Genomic DNA, 15231 nt, shown 5'->3' on the forward strand with positions numbered 1-15231 from the left:
CTGCGGACCTGGGGGCTTGACCTGTGCGTCAGGATGTCAGGAACACATAAGGCCTCTGGAGGGGAACCCAGAAATGAGCTACAACCAGCCGGGCCCGTACGGCGGGCAGCCCCAGCAGCCCGGACCCTACGGTCAGCCGGGCGGCCAGCCGGGCCCTTACGGCCAGCAGCCGCCGGCTTCCCAGCCCGGCTACGGCTACCCCCAGCAGGCTCCCCCGGCGCAGCCCGGCTACGGCTACCCGCCGCAGGCGCCCGGTGTGCCGCCGCAGACTCCCCCGTACGGCCAGCCGCCCGCCTACGGGCAGCAGCCTCCCTACGGCACGGTCCCGATGCCGCCCGAGCCGTCCGGCGGCAAGAAGAAGACGGCTCTGATCATCGGCGGCGCGGCCGTGGTGGCGGCCATCGCGGTGGGCGCGTACCTCGTGTTCAGCGGCAGCAGCAGCGGCGCCGACGTGGCCGACGACGGCCCGCACAAGCTGACGACGCCCGCGTCCGTCCTCGGTGGCGAGTACAAGAAGTCCACCAACAGCAGCGACAGTGGCGGTGGCATGACCAAGGACGACCTGAAGGACGCCGAGGGCTGGGGTGTGAAGAGCCCCAAGGACGTCAACGCGGCCTATCAGTCGGGCGACAAGGCCAACCCGCTGGCGATGAAGCAGATCTCGTTCGGCGGTGTCTGGGGAACCATCGACAACCCGGAGAAGGCTGTCGACAGCATGTTCGCCGACATGAAGAAGAACCAGGAGAAGGAAGGCACCAAGGACGGCGAGCTCATCGGCAGCCCGAAGGCGTACACGCCGGGCGCGCTCGACGGTGCCGTCCTCAAGTGCCAGGAGATCAAGGTCAAGAACGACTCGTCGAGCACCGGTGCCGCCGGGCCGAAGGAGTTCACGATGCCGGTCTGCATCTGGGGCGACCACAGCACGCTGGGGTTCGTGATGCCGATCGACTTCGCGAGCATGATGGCCGGCAAGGGCAGCACGCCCGAGTCCGCGGCCGAGATCGCCGCGAAGCTCCGCAAGGACGTGCGACAGAAGGTCTGACGTCACCCGCGGCAGGGCTCGACTCGTGGGGCGCGGCCATCGGGCCGGGCCCCACGCGGGCGTCGTACCGCTCCGGGTGAGACACCCGGACGGACGAAAGAGGGGCGCCCGGCGATGATTCGCCGGGCGCCCCTCTTTCGTCTTCGGTGCGTCGTCTAGGCCGTCTTCTGCTCGCCGGGGCCGCCGCGGCGGGCGTCCCTCGGGATCAGGGTCGGGTTGACGTTGCGCAGGACCACGTCGGCGGTGATGACGACGCGGGCCACGTCCTTGCGGGACGGGACTTCGTACATCACGGCCTGGAGGACTTCCTCCATGATGGCGCGCAGGCCTCGGGCGCCGGTCTGGCGCAGGATGGCCTGGTCGGCGATGGCTTCCAGGGCCTCACGCTCGAAGTCCAGCTCCACGCCGTCGAGTTCGAAGAGGCGCTGGTACTGCTTCACCAGGGCGTTGCGCGGCTCGACCAGGATCTGGAGGAGGGCCTCGCGGTCCAGGTTGTGGACCGAGGTGATGACCGGGAGACGGCCGATGAACTCGGGGATCATGCCGAACTTGACCAGGTCCTCCGGCATGACGGCCTCGAACTGGTCCTTGGACTCCAGCTCGCGCTTCGAGCGGATCGTCGCGCCGAAGCCGATGCCCTTCGCGCCGGCCCGGGACTCGATGAGCTTCTCCAGGCCCGCGAAAGCCCCGCCCACGATGAACAGGACGTTCGTCGTGTCGATCTGAATGAACTCCTGGTGCGGGTGCTTGCGTCCGCCCTGCGGCGGCACCGAGGCCGTCGTGCCCTCGAGGATCTTGAGCAGGGCCTGCTGCACACCCTCACCCGACACATCGCGCGTGATCGACGGGTTTTCGCTCTTACGGGCGACCTTGTCGATCTCGTCGATGTAGATGATCCCGGTCTCGGCCTTCTTGACGTCGTAGTCGGCGGCCTGGATCAGCTTCAGCAGGATGTTCTCGACGTCCTCGCCGACGTATCCCGCCTCCGTCAGCGCCGTCGCGTCGGCGATGGCGAACGGAACGTTCAGCATGCGCGCGAGGGTCTGGGCGAGGAGCGTCTTGCCGGAGCCCGTGGGGCCCAGCAGGAGGATGTTGGACTTCGCCAACTCGATGGCGTCCTCGCGGTTCTGGCCCGTGCTGTTCTCGCCGGCCTGGACGCGCTTGTAGTGGTTGTACACCGCGACGGAGAGGGCCTTCTTCGCCGACTCCTGCCCGACCACATACCCCTCGAGGAACTCGTAGATCTCGCGGGGCTTGGGGAGTTCCTCCCAGCGCACCTCGCTCGTCTCCGCGAGTTCTTCCTCGATGATCTCGTTGCAGAGATCGATGCACTCGTCGCAGATGTACACACCGGGGCCTGCGATGAGCTTCTTGACCTGCTTCTGGCTCTTGCCACAGAACGAGCACTTGAGCAGATCGCCGCCGTCACCGATGCGTGCCACGGTGTGCTTCCCCTTCGCCTGGGAGCCGCCTGGATCCAGCGGCTCCTGGTGCTGCCTTATGTCCGACGGTACCTTGCCGAGCCCCTCGTTCGGGCCCCCCTTGGCGCGGTTCACTTTGTCGTGAACCGCGCCAAGGAGCGGCAGACGATACAGCGATACGTCACACGACTGCGGAGTTGTTCATCTTCCGGGTGGAGATGATCTGGTCGATCAGGCCGTAGGCCAGTGCGTCCTCGGCCGTGAGGATCTTGTCGCGCTCGATGTCCTCGCGGATCTTCTCGATCGGGGTCGTCGAGTGCTTGGCCAGCATGTCTTCCAGCTGCGCACGCATCCGGAGGATCTCGTTCGCGGCGATCTCGAGGTCCGAGACCTGCCCGCGGCCGGTCTCGCTGTAGGGCTGGTGGATCAGCACACGGGCGTTCGGAAGTGCCATGCGCTTGCCAGGCGTACCGGCTGCGAGAAGGATCGCGGCGGCCGAGGCGGCCTGGCCCATGCAGACCGTCTGGACGTCCGGCTTCACGAACTGCATGGTGTCGTAAATGGCCGTGAGGGCCGTGAACGAGCCACCGGGGCTGTTGATGTAGACCGAGATGTCACGGTCGGGGTCCATCGACTCCAGGCACAGCAGCTGCGCCATGACGTCGTTGGCGGAGGCGTCGTCGATCTGCACGCCGAGGAAGATCACGCGCTCCTCGAACAGTTTCGCGTACGGGTCGTACTCACGCACGCCCTGCGAGGTGCGCTCGACGAAGCGCGGGATGACGTAGCGGGACTCCGCGCGAGGACCGGTGTACTCGGCCTGCGTGCGGGCGAAGAGGCCGCTGCCGGGGAAGTCGTTCACTGTGTCTCCTGAAAAGCCTGAAAAGGGCTGAGCGGTCGGCTGAGGGCGCGCTGGGGGCCCCGGGCCGCCCGGGAGCGGGAAAGGGTCCTGCGCCGCCCTCGGGGGCGCTGGAGGGGCTTACGCCGCCCCGGTGCCGCCGCCGCCCGGCATACCGGCAGCGGTGGGCATGATGTCGTCGATGAGGCCGTACTCCTTGGCCTCGATCGGGTCGAACCAGCGGTCGCGGTCCGAGTCACGAGTGATCTGCTCGACGGTCTGACCGGTGTGGAAGGAGGTCAGCTCCGCCATCCGCTTCTTGGTGTGCAGCAGCCGCTCGGCGTGGATCTTGATGTCCGACGCGGAGCCCGCGAGACCCGCGGAGGGCTGGTGGATCAGGATCTCGGCGTTCGGCAGGGCGAAGCGCTTGCCGGGCGTACCGGCGCTGAGCAGGAACTGGCCCATCGAGGCCGCCATGCCCATGGCGATCGTCACCACGTCGTTCTTGATGTACTGCATGGTGTCGTAGATCGCCATGCCGGCCGTGATCGATCCGCCGGGGCTGTTGATGTAGAGGTAGATGTCCTTGTCCGGGTCGGAGGCAAGGAGCAGCAGCTGTGCCGTGATCTTGTTGGCGATGTCGTCGTCGACCGCCTGGCCGAGGAAGATGATCCGCTCGCCGAGCAGTCGGTTGTAGACCTGGTCGCCGAGGCCACCACCGATAGGGTCGCCGGCAGCTGTGGGCATCAGATTCGTCACGTATCCACCTGCTCGTCTTGCGACGGCGCCGGGCCGTCTCACGTCTTCTGCAGGGGCCTGGGACCCCGGGTTCCGCGCCGCCTCCCGACGGCGTCCGGAGACTCCCCTGCCCTCGTATTCATGGACCCTAACGCGCGGGTCCCCCCGGGGAATCCCGCAGAGGGAACTGTTCGCTGTGAGCGCATGCGCTGCGCTGAGCCGACCGGGCTCCCGGGGCCGCCCCTGGAGGGGCTGGGGGCCTCTGTGCCGGGCCTGCCGGAGCCGGTCGCGTTCACCGGCGCGGGGTCGGCCACGCGCCCCCTATGGCCGCACCCGTGGGGCACCGGGGCTCATGAACGCGGCTGCGGCCGGGTGGGGGTTTCCCGCGCCGTTCCTCGCGCCCCCGAAAAGCCCGATGGGCCCCGGGGGACAAAGCGCCCCGGGGCCCATCGACGTACTTGCTCACACGCGAGGCGGTCAGGCCTCGGTGTTCTCCTCGGCCTCGGCCTCGGTGGCCGCCTCGGTGGCCTCGACGGTCTCGGCCGTCTCGTCCTCCTCGTCGTCCAGGTCGACGATCTCGCCGTTGGTGTCCTTGACCGTGGAGGCCTCGACGACGACCGCGAGGGCCTTGCCGCGGGCGACCTCGCCGACGAGCATCGGGACCTGGCCACCCTCGACGACGGCCTGGGCGAACTGGTCGGGGGACATGCCGGAGGAGGCCGCGCGACGCATGAGGTGCTCGGTGAGCTCCTCCTGGTTGACGTTCAGCTTCTCCTTGTTGACGAGCTCGTCGAGGACGAACTGCGTCTTGATGCCCTTGACCGCGGCTTCCTTGGTCTCGGCGTCGAACTCTTCCTCGGTCTTGCCCTGGATCTCCAGGTACTTCGCGAGGTCGAGACCCATCTGGCCGAGCTGGTGGTGCTCGAGGTTGTGCTTACGGGTGTTGATCTCGTCCTCGAGCAGCTTCTCGGGGACCGGCACCTCGACGAGCTCCAGCAGCTTCTCCAGGACGCGCTCCTGGGCCTGCGTGGCCTGGTCGAACTGCTTCATGTTCTCGAGGCGCTTGCGGCTGTCCGCCTTGAGCTCGTCGAGGGTGTCGAACTCGGAGGCGAGCTGCGCGAACTCGTCGTCCAGCTCGGGCAGCTCACGCGCGGCCACCTGGGTGACCTTGACGGTGACCTCGGCCTCCTTGCCGGTGGCGGAGCCGCCCTTGAGCTCGGAGGTGAAGGTGGCCTCGCCACCGGCCTCCAGGCCCTTCACGGCGTCGTCGATGCCCTCGAGCAGCTCGCCGGAGCCGATGGTGTACGAGACACCGCTGGCGACACCGTCCTCCAGGACCTCGCCGTCGACCTTGGCCTCGAGGTCGAGGGTGACGACGTCCTCGTCCTGGGCGGCGCGCTCGACCGGGGAGGTCGAGGCGAAGCGCTCGCGCAGTTCGGAGACGGCCTTCTCGACGTCCTCGTCGCTGACCTCGATGGCGTCGACCTCGACCTCGATGCCGGAGTAGTCCGGGATCTCGATGGTCGGGCGGACGTCGACCTCCGCGGTGAAGTTCAGCGTCTCGCCGTCCTTCAGCTCGGTGATGTCGACCTCGGGCTGGCCGAGGACGTTCAGCTCAGCCTCGTTGACCGCTTCGGTGTAGAACTTCGGGAGCGCGTCGTTGACGGCCTCTTCGAGCACGGCGCCGCGACCGAACCGCTGGTCGATGACGCGCGCCGGGATCTTGCCCTTCCGGAACCCCTTCACCGTGACCTGCTGGTTGATCTTCTTGTACGCCGCGTCGAGGCTGTCCTTGAGCTCCTCGAAGGGCACCTCGACAGTGAGCCGAACCCGGGTCGGGTTCAGGGTCTCCACGGCGCTCTTCACGGTTCGGTCTCCTTGTGGCTGACTTCTTGGGGGTTCTGCTGCGTGCTGTTGCCGGCCAGGCAGAGCCCTGGGCGGATTCCGCGGCCCTTGAGAGACGCACACACTGCAGACATACGGGCACGCAGCTTGCATAGTAACCGCAGGCAGTACACGCCCCAAAAGGTGATCTTGTCCGGGCGGATCCTTCGCGGGTCCTGCCGGTGGTCGGGGTGGCGGGATTTGAACCCACGGCCTTCCGCTCCCAAAGCGGACGCGCTACCAAGCTGCGCCACACCCCGTCGGTGCGACACGTAGGGTACATGCCCGCAGACAGTGCGGCTGCCGCATTTCGCGAGCTCCGACGCGGACGGGAACGGGGTGTGCATAGCGGGCCGTCGACCCGCTACGATGCATTCTGTGCCGGGGTCGCTGACCTGCGGCGCGCGCTGTGCGGGCGTAGCTCAATGGTAGAGCACTAGTCTTCCAAACTAGCTACGCGGGTTCGATTCCCGTCGCCCGCTCCAAAAGACGTAGAGCCAGGCCGGAGGATGGATTCCCCGCCTGGCTCTCGTCGTTTCCGGGGGCTGTTCCTGTCCGCCGTGTTTCCCTCGCGGCCCGTGGCTTCCGGCCTCGAGGGCGCGGATTCCCGGGCGTGGGAGTTTCGGGCGCGGAGATGTCCGCGGCCGGCGCGCACGGTCGGTGGCGCGCCCGGCGTGGGCCGCGCCGGGCGTGTCCGCACTCCGGCGTCGGGCGCTTTCGACGCGCCCCGTTCAGAAACTGATCGAGTTGATGGTCTCCGCTATCGAGTCGAGGAACCGGTTGATGGACGGAGCCATTCCGGTCGACGCGAGGAAGAAGCCGAAGAGCACCGCGACGATGGCGGGTCCCGGCTTGATGGATCCCCCTCGGATCAGCACCACGAGGATGATCGCCAACAGCAGCACCACTGACAGCGAAATGGCCACAACTGATCACACCCTACGGTCGGTCGCTCTCCCGGCCCGGGGGTGCAGCCCCGCACACCCCCGCCAGAACCATCGTGCCACCAACCGGCCACTCGTATGCGGCAGGTGACGCATCGTTGGCCAGGCATGGACCCCGGGGCAAGCCGGTGTCCCACCGGTGCGACCCCGTCCCGCGCCGCCCGCGCCGCACCGGGAGACAGCCGGGACACGGCCTCGCGCCGCAATTCGAAGGCGCGCCGCAGCGGCGAATTCCCGACGACCGTTGCCGTGTCCACACATCCTGTTCGCAGGTAATTCGAATTGTTGCCACAGGCACACCGCGAGCGTGACATGAGGGTACCTAAAAGCACGCGAACCGGACATATAACCAGAGTCGCCCGCGGGTGTTATGCACCGCTTAGTCGGCATGAATCAGGACAGAACGACCTTCAGTGGTAAGCGAATCGATATACGGAACCACTTGCGGATCGACAGGCACACATCTCCGAATCCTGGGTACGCGCAGACGATAAGCAGAAATGACATCGGGCGTTTTACTAGAACGCACAGACGACGCTAGGGTGCCTCAAATGTTCCACGCCGCCATGCCCCCCGTTCGCGCAGCGAGGTCCGGAAACGTCCCCCTGAATTCTTGGCGGGCGGGCCTGTGACCGACTCGCTCCGGCCCCACGGCCACCACAGATCACCGCTCCCCCCGGCCCAGCGGCCGGCGGACGGGGTGCCGAGCCCGCGTTCGTCGCGGACGTCCGCGACGGCGCTCGCCGCGAAGGGCACCACACCGGGCGCCGAGCCCGCGAAACAGCGCGACGCCTTCTTCGACAACGCCAAGTACCTGGCGATCGTGCTCGTGGCCATGGGTCACGCGTGGGAGCCGCTGAAGGGCGGGAGCCGCGTCCTGGAAACGCTGTACACGGTTGTGTACACCTTCCACATGCCGGCCTTCATCATCATCTCCGGCTACTTCTCGCGCAGCTTCGACATGCGCCCCGACCGCCTGAAGCGGCTGGTCACCGGAGTGGCCGTGCCGTACGTCCTGTTCGAGACGGCGTACTCGCTCTTCGCCCGCTTCGCCTGGGGTGCCCCGGACCAGGCGATCAGCCTGCTCGACCCCTGGTACCTCACCTGGTTCCTGGCCGCGCTGTTCGTCTGGCGGCTGACGACCCCCCTGTGGAAGCTGGTCCGCCGGCCGATTCCGCTGGCGGTGTGCCTCGCCCTGCTCGCGTCCGTCTCACCCGAGATCGGTGACGACCTGGACCTTCAGCGGGTACTGCAGTTCCTGCCGTTCTTCGTCCTCGGTCTGTTCATGAAGCCCGAGCACTTCCAGCTGGTGCGCCGCCGCGAGGTGCGCGTCCTGTCGGTGCCGGTCATCGCCGCGGCCCTGCTCGCGGGCTACTGGGCGGTTCCCCGGATGAACACCGCCTGGTTCTTCCACCGCAACAGCGCGCAGGAGCTGGGTGCCCCCTGGTGGGTTGGTGTCGTCATGACGCTCGCGCTCTACGGCTGCTCGCTGGTGCTCACCGTGTGCTTCTTCGCCTGGGTACCGCGGCGCACGCTCTGGTTCACGGCGCTCGGCGCGGGCACGCTGTACGGCTATCTGCTGCACGGTTTCGTCCTCAAGGCGTCCGCGTACTGGGGCTGGTTCGACCACGGGTGGCTGCACAAGCCGCTCGGCGAGCTGCTCGTGACGGTGTTCGCGGCCGCGCTCGTCACCGCCCTGTGCACCCGGCCCGTCCAGCGGATCTTCCGGTTCTCGATGGAGCCGAAGATGGCCTGGGCGTTCAAGCAGGACCCGGCGGAAGCCGCCCGGGAGCGGGCCAAGGCCGGCGTGTAGCCGCCGGGGCGTGGCCGGCCGGCGACCGCGTGGCCGGCCGGCGGACGAGACACCTACGAAAAGGGCGGGCCCGGATACCGCGGGCCCGCCCTTCTTCGTGTCGCGCTCAGCCCGGCGGCAGCCCCAGCAGGGTCCGCATCGTCGCGTACTTCCTCGTCAGACGGGCCCGGGTGTGCTCGTCGAGGACCGCGAGCCGGCGCGGGTCGGAGTTGTGCGCCAGGTCGGACGCCTTGACGAGCAGGGCGCCCCGGGTGCCGCGGATGCGTCGCGCGTACGACTCCGGGGGCTCGCCGTCCACCCTGGTGAGCGCCCGCACGATGTCCTTCGTACCCGGGCTCAGCGCGGCTTCGTCCAGCCAGTCCTCGGTGAGGGCGTCGTCCTCGACGGCGTCGTGCAGCCAGGCCGCCGCGATCTGGTCGTCGTCGCCCCCGCGCTCACGGACACCGTCCGCCACGGCCTGGAGGTGCTCGGCGTACGGCCGGCCGGCCTTGTCCGTCTGGGCCGCGTGCGCCGCGCGGGCGAGCGCTTCGACTTCGGCCAGGGTCAGGAGAGGTCGGGTCACGCGATCAGTGTCTCCTCGGTACGGGCCGCCGCTTCCGGAGCGGGAATCGGCGGGGGCGGTCAGCGTACCGGGGCCAGAGCGTCGCGGCAGATGAGAAGGAGGGCCCGGTCGTCGTTGACGTCCCTGGCCACCGCCTCGATGAGGTGCCAGGCGGCGCCGTGGAAGCCGCCGGCGACATAGCGGTCGGCCTCCCCGGTGAGCCGGTCGATGCCCTCGACGATGTCCCGGTCGGCGGTCTCGACCAGACCGTCCGTGAACAGCATGAGCACGTCACCGGATCGGAGCGAGCCCTTCACCGGGTCGAACTGGGCGCCGTCGTACACCCCCAGCAGGGGGCCTTCCGCCACCTTCTCCTCCCAGCGACCGCTGCCCGCGCTGAGCTGAAGGCCCGGCGGGTGTCCGGCCGAGAAGAGCTCGTAGTCGCCCGAGTCGAGGTCGAGCACCAGATGGATCGAGGTCGCGAAGCCCTCGTCCCAGTCCTGGCGCAGCAGATAGCCGTTCGCGGCGGGCAGGAAGGCGTGCGGCGGCAGGGAGCCGAGGAGGCCGCCGAAGGCCCCGGACAGCAGCAGGGCGCGTGAGCCCGCGTCCATTCCCTTGCCGGAGACGTCGGTCAGGACGACTTCGAGGGTCCGGCCGCCGTTCGTCCGGGCGGCCACGACGAAGTCCCCGGAGAAGGACTGGCCGCCCGCCGGGCGCAGCGCCATCTCGCGGTGCCAGCCCACCGGCAGCTTCGGCAGCTTGCTCTGCACGCGGATGCGTTCGCGCAGGTCGAAGAGCATGGTGCCGCCGCGCCGCCAGGGCACACCCACGCGGCTGCGGAACTGTGCGATCAGCAGTCCGAAGAAGCCGCAGGCCGCGACCACCAGGACCACTCCGGGCGTCACCCGGGAGGGGCCCTCCGTGTACGGCCCGAGCTTCACGGACTCCACTATCAGCGCGGTGGCGGCGGCCGCGTACAGCCCGAGCAGGCTGGCGGGCCGCAGCAGCAGTCCGCCGGCCACGATCGGCAGGACCAGGGCGGCGGGTGAGCACCACACCGAGTTGACCAGGGTCGTGGAGGCGATCACCGGGATCATGATCAGCAGACCGGCCAGCGCGATCCAGTCGGAGCCGTCCCCGCGGAAGTAGTCGACGGCGGATCTGCGCAGCCCTGTGCGGGCCCGGTGCCATTGCATCTTCAACCGGGCCGTGAACGTATCGGCTTCAGCGCGCCGCGCTCGTCCTGCTGCCATTAGTTCGGGACCCTATCCATCGGACCAGGCGCTTGGCACGGGAGGTCCCACTTGTCCCCCCTCCTAGCGCTCAACTTCACAGAGAACTGCACCGGAGCATTCCGGTCGGGGGCCGTCGCGGCCCGGCGAAATTGCCTCGCTCGTACCGCATTGCCCTGGTAGGCATGGGCTATGACGACTGACGTTCGGGTGCTGCGGCAGGCCGACTGGGGCGAATGGTACGAGAACCTGATCCGCGCGTTCGGAGGTGTGGCGGAGTCGTCCGAGGAGCGCGAACTGTGGAACGCGCTCACAGAGTACGACCGTTCGCTGGGCGTGTGGGACGGGAAGAACTGTGTGGGTACGGCGGGGGCGTTCTCCTTCCGTGTCACGGTCCCGGGCGGCGCCTCGGTTCCGGCGGCCGGCGTCACGATGGTGAGCGTCGCCGCCACGCACCGGCGGCGCGGGGTGCTCACCGCGATGATGCGGCGCCAGCTGGACGACGTGCGGGCCGCGGGTGAGGCGCTCGCCGTCCTGGTCGCGTCGGAGCCGATGATCTACGGACGGTTCGGCTACGGCATCGCGACCTCGTCGATGAGCGCCGAGATCGACACCGCCCGCGTACGACTGTCCGTACCGCCCGGGACGGACGACGTACGGCTGCGCTACACGGCGCCCGAGGATGCGCTGGAGGCGTGCGAGGCGGTGTACGCGCGGATCGTGCCGCGGCGGCCCGGGATGCTGGCCCGCCGGCCCGGCTGGCAGCGGCTCATGGTCCTCGACCCGGCGAGCGAGCGGAACGGCGCCTCGCCGTTGCAGTGCGTGGTGGCCGAGCGGGACGGTGAGGTGGTGGGGTACACGCGCTTCCGGGTCAAGCCGGAGTGGGGCCCGGCCGGGCACAACGGCGCGGTGACGATGGCGGATCTGGAGGGACTGGACCCGGCGGCGCGGGCCGCGCTGTGGCGGTTCCTCTTCGACATCGACCTGACGTCGACGCTGCGGACCCGGGGCCGCCCGGTGGACGAGGCCTGGCAGCACCTGGTCTCCGACATCCGCCGCTGCCAGCTGCGGGTGAAGGACTCGCTGCATGTGCGGCTCGTCGAGGTGGGGGCCGCGCTGGAGGCGCGGACCTATCAGGCCCCGGTGGACGTGGTGTTCGAGGTCGAGGACTCCTTCTGCCCCTGGAACGAGGGGCGTTGGCGGCTCACCGGCGACGTCAAGGGCGCGGTGTGCGCGCGGACCGAGGACGCCCCGGATCTCGCCCTGTCCGTGCGGGAGTTGGGGGCCGCCTATCTGGGCGGTGTGTCGCTGGCCTCGCTCGCGGCCGCCGGCCTGGTGCGTGAACTGCGGCAGGGGGCGCTGGCCGAGGCGTCGACGGCGTTCGCCTCGGTGGTCGCCCCCTGGCTGCCGCACGGTTTCTAGGACCCGGCACCCTTCGACGGCGACCCCGGCGCGTCCGGCCCGGGGCGGTCCGTCTGCCTCTGTCCGGGCCGCTCCGGTCCAGTGCGCTTCGGTCCAGGTCCAGTCCCGACGGTCCAGTACGGTCCGGTCCGTCGGGATTCAGGCTTTCTGGCAGGCCGGGCACCAGAAGAGATTGCGGGCGGCGAGATCGGCGGTGCTGATCTCGCCGCCACAGATGTGGCAGGGCATGCGGGCCCTGCGGTACACGTAGACCTCGCCGCCGTGGTCGTCCACGCGCGGCGGGCGGCCCATGGCCTCGGGGGTGTGCTCCGGACGAACCGTGTCGATGCGGTTGTTGCGGACGCCCTCGCGCATGAGGTCCACGAGGTCGGCCCAGATCGCGTCCCACTCCGTGGTGCCGAGGTCCTTCCCCGCGCGGTACGGGTCGATGCCGTGCCGGAAGAGGACCTCCGCGCGGTAGACGTTGCCCACACCCGCGATGACCTTCTGGTCCATCAGCAGCGCGGCGATCGTCGTACGGCTGCGGACGACCCGGCGGTAGGCCGCCGCGGGATCGGCGTCCGGGCGCAACGGGTCCGGGCCGAGGCGGGCGTGTATCGCGTGTTTCTCGTCGTCCGTGATCAGTGCGCAGGTGGTGGGTCCGCGCAGATCGACGTACGCGGTCTCGTTCACGAGACGCAGGCGGACGGTGTCCGTGGGCGGCGGGGCGGGTGTGCCGCCGAATCCGACCTTGCCGAAGAGACCGAGGTGGATGTGGATCCACCGCTCCGGACCGAACCCGAGGAAAAGGTGCTTGCCGTGGGCCTGCGTCGCGGTCAGGACCGATCCGTCGAGGAGGGCCGCGGCGTCACCGAACCTGCCCTGGGGGCTGGTGACGCGGACACCGCGGCCACCGAACGCGGCGAGGTAGTCCTCCGCGAGCCGGTGAATGGTGTGCCCCTCGGGCACCGTTCCTCCTGCTGTCTCTCTCGTACGACGGACAGGCGAACCGACAGCCCGACAGCCCGGCGGCTCGCCGACCCCTCGGACTTACAGACCTGCCGACCGGCGGCCCGTCGGTGCTACGTCTGCGGCTGCTGCGGGTGGTGGGCCGGGATCGGCGGGAGTTCCCGGGTCGTCTCGTAGTCCGCGAGCATCTCGATGCGGCGGACGTGGCGCTCCTCGCCGGTAAAAGGTGTGTTGAGGAAGGTCTCGACGAACTTCGTCGCCTCCTCCTCGGTGTGCATACGGGCGCCGACGGAGATGACGTTCGCGTTGTTGTGCTCGCGGCCCAGCGCGGCGGTCTCCGCACTCCAGGCGAGGACGGCCCGTACGCCGGCCACCTTGTTCGCGGCGATCTGCTCGCCGTTGCCGGAGCCGCCGATGACGACACCGAGGGAACCCGGGTCGGCCACGGTGCGCTCCGCCGCACGGAGGCAGAACGGCGGGTAGTCGTCCTGGGCGTCGTAGATGTGGGGCCCACAGTCGACGGGCTCGTGGCCGGCGGCCTTGAGCCACTCGACGAGGTGGTTCTTCAGTTCGAGACCGGCATGGTCGGATCCGAGATACACGCGCATGGTCCGAGTGTGACACGGCCGTTTCGGGTCGGCCGAGCCGGGTCCCGCCTCGCAAAACTGCGACTCAGCCTACAGAACCTCAAGGAAACCTCAAGTAACGATCTGGATTCAAAGGTTCACGAATTCGATTGCCTCCGTTTCACTGGACCAACTTGTACGCCGGTCCTCACAACGGACCGGTGAGCGCTCCGTACACCGCTCGTACGGGTTGGGCGCTCTGTACGGGAATCTGCTCATCCGGCGCAAAGGAATCCCCCTCATGACCTCGCAGCCGACCCCCACGAAGGCCGCACAGGCCCCCGGAGGCCCCGGAGAACCCGGCAACGGCCTCCAGGCCGGACTCAAGAACCGCCATCTGTCGATGATCGCCATCGGTGGCGTCATCGGCGCAGGACTCTTCGTCGGCTCCAAGGCCGGCATCGCCACCGCGGGCCCCGGCATCCTTCTCTCGTACGCCCTCGTCGGCACGCTCGTGGTGCTGGTGATGCGGATGCTCGGTGAGATGTCCGCCGCCAACCCGACCTCGGGCTCGTTCTCCGCGCACGCCGACCGCGCGCTCGGCCGCTGGGCCGGCTTCTCCATCGGCTGGCTGTACTGGTTCTTCTGGGTCGTGGTGCTGGCCGTGGAGGCCACCGCCGGCGCGGACATCCTCGAAGGATGGATTCCCGCCGTACCCCAGTGGGGCTGGGCGCTCATCGTGATGGTGGTGCTGACGGCCACCAACCTGGTCTCCGTCGGCTCGTACGGCGAGTTCGAGTTCTGGTTCGCCGGGATCAAGGTCGTGGCGATCGGCGCGTTCATCGTCGTCGGCGGCCTCGCGATCTTCGGTGTGCTGCCCGGTGTCGACGCCGAGAAGGCCGGGTTCGGGAATCTGACCGACCACGGCGGATTCCTTCCGCACGGCCCCGGCTCGATCCTCACCGGCGTTCTGCTGGTCGTCTTCTCCTTCATGGGCAGCGAGATCGCGACCCTCGCCGCCGGTGAGTCCGAGGACCCGCAGCGGGCCGTCACCAAGTCGACGAACAGCATCATCTGGCGTATCGCCGTCTTCTACCTGGGCTCGATCCTCGTGGTCATCGCCCTGCTGCCGTGGAACGACCCGTCGATCGCGGACAAGGGCTCGTACGTCGCCGCCCTGGACTCCCTCGGTATCGACCACGCCGGTCAGATCATGAACTTCATCGTGCTGACGTCGGTGCTGTCCTGTCTCAACTCCGGCCTCTACACCGCCTCCCGCATGGCCTTCTCGCTCGGCCAGCGCGGGGACGCGCCGAAGGCGTTCGCCAGGACCACGCGGCGCGGTGTGCCGATGACCGCCATCGTCGTCTCGGTCGTGTTCGGCTTCGTCGCCGTCTTCTTCAACTACAAGTTCCCGGACTCGGTCTTCCTCTTCCTGGTCAACTCCTCCGGTGCGGTGGCCCTGTTCGTGTGGCTCGTCATCTGCTTCTCGCAGCTGCGGATGCGGAAGATCATCCAGCGCGAGGCGCCGGAGAAGCTCGTCGTGCGGATGTGGCTCTACCCGTACCTGACCTGGGCGACGGCCGCGATGATCGTCTTCGTGCTCGGCTACATGCTGACCGACACCGAACACGACGGCCGGGAGACCGTGCTGCTGTCGCTGCTCGTCGCGGCGATCGTGCTGGTCATCGCGTTCGTCCGGCAGAAGACCGGTGCGGCTGCCCGTACTTCCGCGCAGCCGGTCGCCGGCGAGTCCAGCGACTCCAGCGATGAGACCCGGGCCGGGGTCGGCGCCTGACCCGCCACCGAAGCCCGAGTGAGGAGGGGCCCGCGGCCGACCGC

At 68.8% G+C, this 15231-nt stretch carries 13 protein-coding genes and 2 tRNA genes; 5 read left to right on the forward strand and 10 right to left on the reverse strand.

Going from position 1 to position 15231, the window contains the following annotated elements; all coding sequences use genetic code 11:
• The first annotated feature begins 73 nt into the window (after positions 1 to 73).
• Positions 74 to 1042 carry a hypothetical protein gene (locus OG410_RS15320; protein ID WP_329299653.1) on the forward strand — a complete coding sequence of 323 codons (969 nt, stop codon included), beginning with the start codon at positions 74 to 76 and terminating at the stop codon, positions 1040 to 1042.
• Between the two features lie 155 nt (positions 1043 to 1197).
• Here OG410_RS15320 and clpX read toward each other — a convergent pair whose 3' ends face one another.
• From clpX to OG410_RS15345, 5 genes are all read right to left on the reverse strand, one after another.
• Positions 1198 to 2484, reverse strand: coding sequence for an ATP-dependent Clp protease ATP-binding subunit ClpX (clpX, locus tag OG410_RS15325; RefSeq protein WP_151471405.1), 1287 nt, complete (start codon positions 2482 to 2484; stop codon positions 1198 to 1200).
• 160 nt (positions 2485 to 2644) lie between these two features.
• Positions 2645 to 3325 (reverse strand): ATP-dependent Clp protease proteolytic subunit, encoded by a 681-nt coding sequence (locus OG410_RS15330; protein ID WP_261708770.1) that lies wholly within the window; start codon positions 3323 to 3325, stop codon positions 2645 to 2647.
• Between the two features lie 117 nt (positions 3326 to 3442).
• Positions 3443 to 4048 (reverse strand): ATP-dependent Clp protease proteolytic subunit, encoded by a 606-nt coding sequence (locus OG410_RS15335; protein ID WP_060897745.1) that lies wholly within the window; start codon positions 4046 to 4048, stop codon positions 3443 to 3445.
• A gap of 468 nt (positions 4049 to 4516) precedes the next feature.
• Positions 4517 to 5905, reverse strand: a complete 1389-nt coding sequence (gene tig / locus OG410_RS15340; RefSeq protein WP_329299655.1) for a trigger factor — start codon at positions 5903 to 5905, stop codon at positions 4517 to 4519.
• Positions 5906 to 6106: 201 nt separating this feature from the next.
• A tRNA-Pro gene (locus OG410_RS15345) sits at positions 6107 to 6183 on the reverse strand.
• A gap of 151 nt (positions 6184 to 6334) precedes the next feature.
• On the opposite strand from OG410_RS15345, the gene OG410_RS15350 reads away from it, so the two are divergent.
• Positions 6335 to 6408 (forward strand) — tRNA-Gly (locus OG410_RS15350).
• A gap of 246 nt (positions 6409 to 6654) precedes the next feature.
• Here OG410_RS15350 and OG410_RS15355 read toward each other — a convergent pair.
• Positions 6655 to 6849, reverse strand: coding sequence for a hypothetical protein (locus tag OG410_RS15355; protein WP_189314022.1), 195 nt, complete (start codon positions 6847 to 6849; stop codon positions 6655 to 6657).
• A 646-nt stretch (positions 6850 to 7495) separates the two neighbouring features.
• On the opposite strand from OG410_RS15355, the gene OG410_RS15360 reads away from it, so the two are divergent.
• The gene (locus tag OG410_RS15360; RefSeq protein WP_329299657.1) at positions 7496 to 8680 is read left to right on the forward strand and encodes an acyltransferase family protein; all 1185 of its coding nucleotides are present in this window, start codon (positions 7496 to 7498) and stop codon (positions 8678 to 8680) included.
• A gap of 106 nt (positions 8681 to 8786) precedes the next feature.
• Here the strand turns inward: OG410_RS15360 and OG410_RS15365 are convergent, their stop codons facing one another.
• Positions 8787 to 9242, reverse strand: a complete 456-nt coding sequence (locus OG410_RS15365) for an HD domain-containing protein (RefSeq protein WP_328669120.1) — start codon at positions 9240 to 9242, stop codon at positions 8787 to 8789.
• A 59-nt stretch (positions 9243 to 9301) separates the two neighbouring features.
• The gene (locus OG410_RS15370) at positions 9302 to 10474 is read right to left on the reverse strand and encodes a PP2C family protein-serine/threonine phosphatase (protein ID WP_329299658.1); all 1173 of its coding nucleotides are present in this window, start codon (positions 10472 to 10474) and stop codon (positions 9302 to 9304) included.
• Between the two features lie 171 nt (positions 10475 to 10645).
• Here OG410_RS15370 and OG410_RS15375 point away from each other — a divergent pair, with 171 nt between their 5' ends.
• Positions 10646 to 11875, forward strand: coding sequence for a GNAT family N-acetyltransferase (locus OG410_RS15375; RefSeq protein WP_329299659.1), 1230 nt, complete (start codon positions 10646 to 10648; stop codon positions 11873 to 11875).
• Positions 11876 to 12013: 138 nt separating this feature from the next.
• Here the strand turns inward: OG410_RS15375 and OG410_RS15380 are convergent, their stop codons facing one another.
• Both OG410_RS15380 and OG410_RS15385 read right to left on the reverse strand, forming a co-directional pair.
• Positions 12014 to 12823, reverse strand: coding sequence for an Fpg/Nei family DNA glycosylase (locus tag OG410_RS15380; protein WP_329299660.1), 810 nt, complete (start codon positions 12821 to 12823; stop codon positions 12014 to 12016).
• A gap of 113 nt (positions 12824 to 12936) precedes the next feature.
• Complete coding sequence (locus OG410_RS15385) at positions 12937 to 13431, reverse strand: ribose-5-phosphate isomerase (RefSeq protein WP_329299661.1); 495 nt, start codon at positions 13429 to 13431, stop codon at positions 12937 to 12939.
• Between the two features lie 259 nt (positions 13432 to 13690).
• Between OG410_RS15385 and OG410_RS15390 the strand changes: the two genes are divergently transcribed.
• Entirely contained in the window at positions 13691 to 15187 is a 1497-nt protein-coding gene (locus OG410_RS15390) for an amino acid permease (protein WP_329299662.1), read from the forward strand.
• Positions 15188 to 15231 lie beyond the last annotated feature (44 nt).

The sequence above is a fragment of the Streptomyces sp. NBC_00659 genome (assembly GCF_036226925.1).
Lineage (GTDB): Bacteria > Actinomycetota > Actinomycetes > Streptomycetales > Streptomycetaceae > Streptomyces.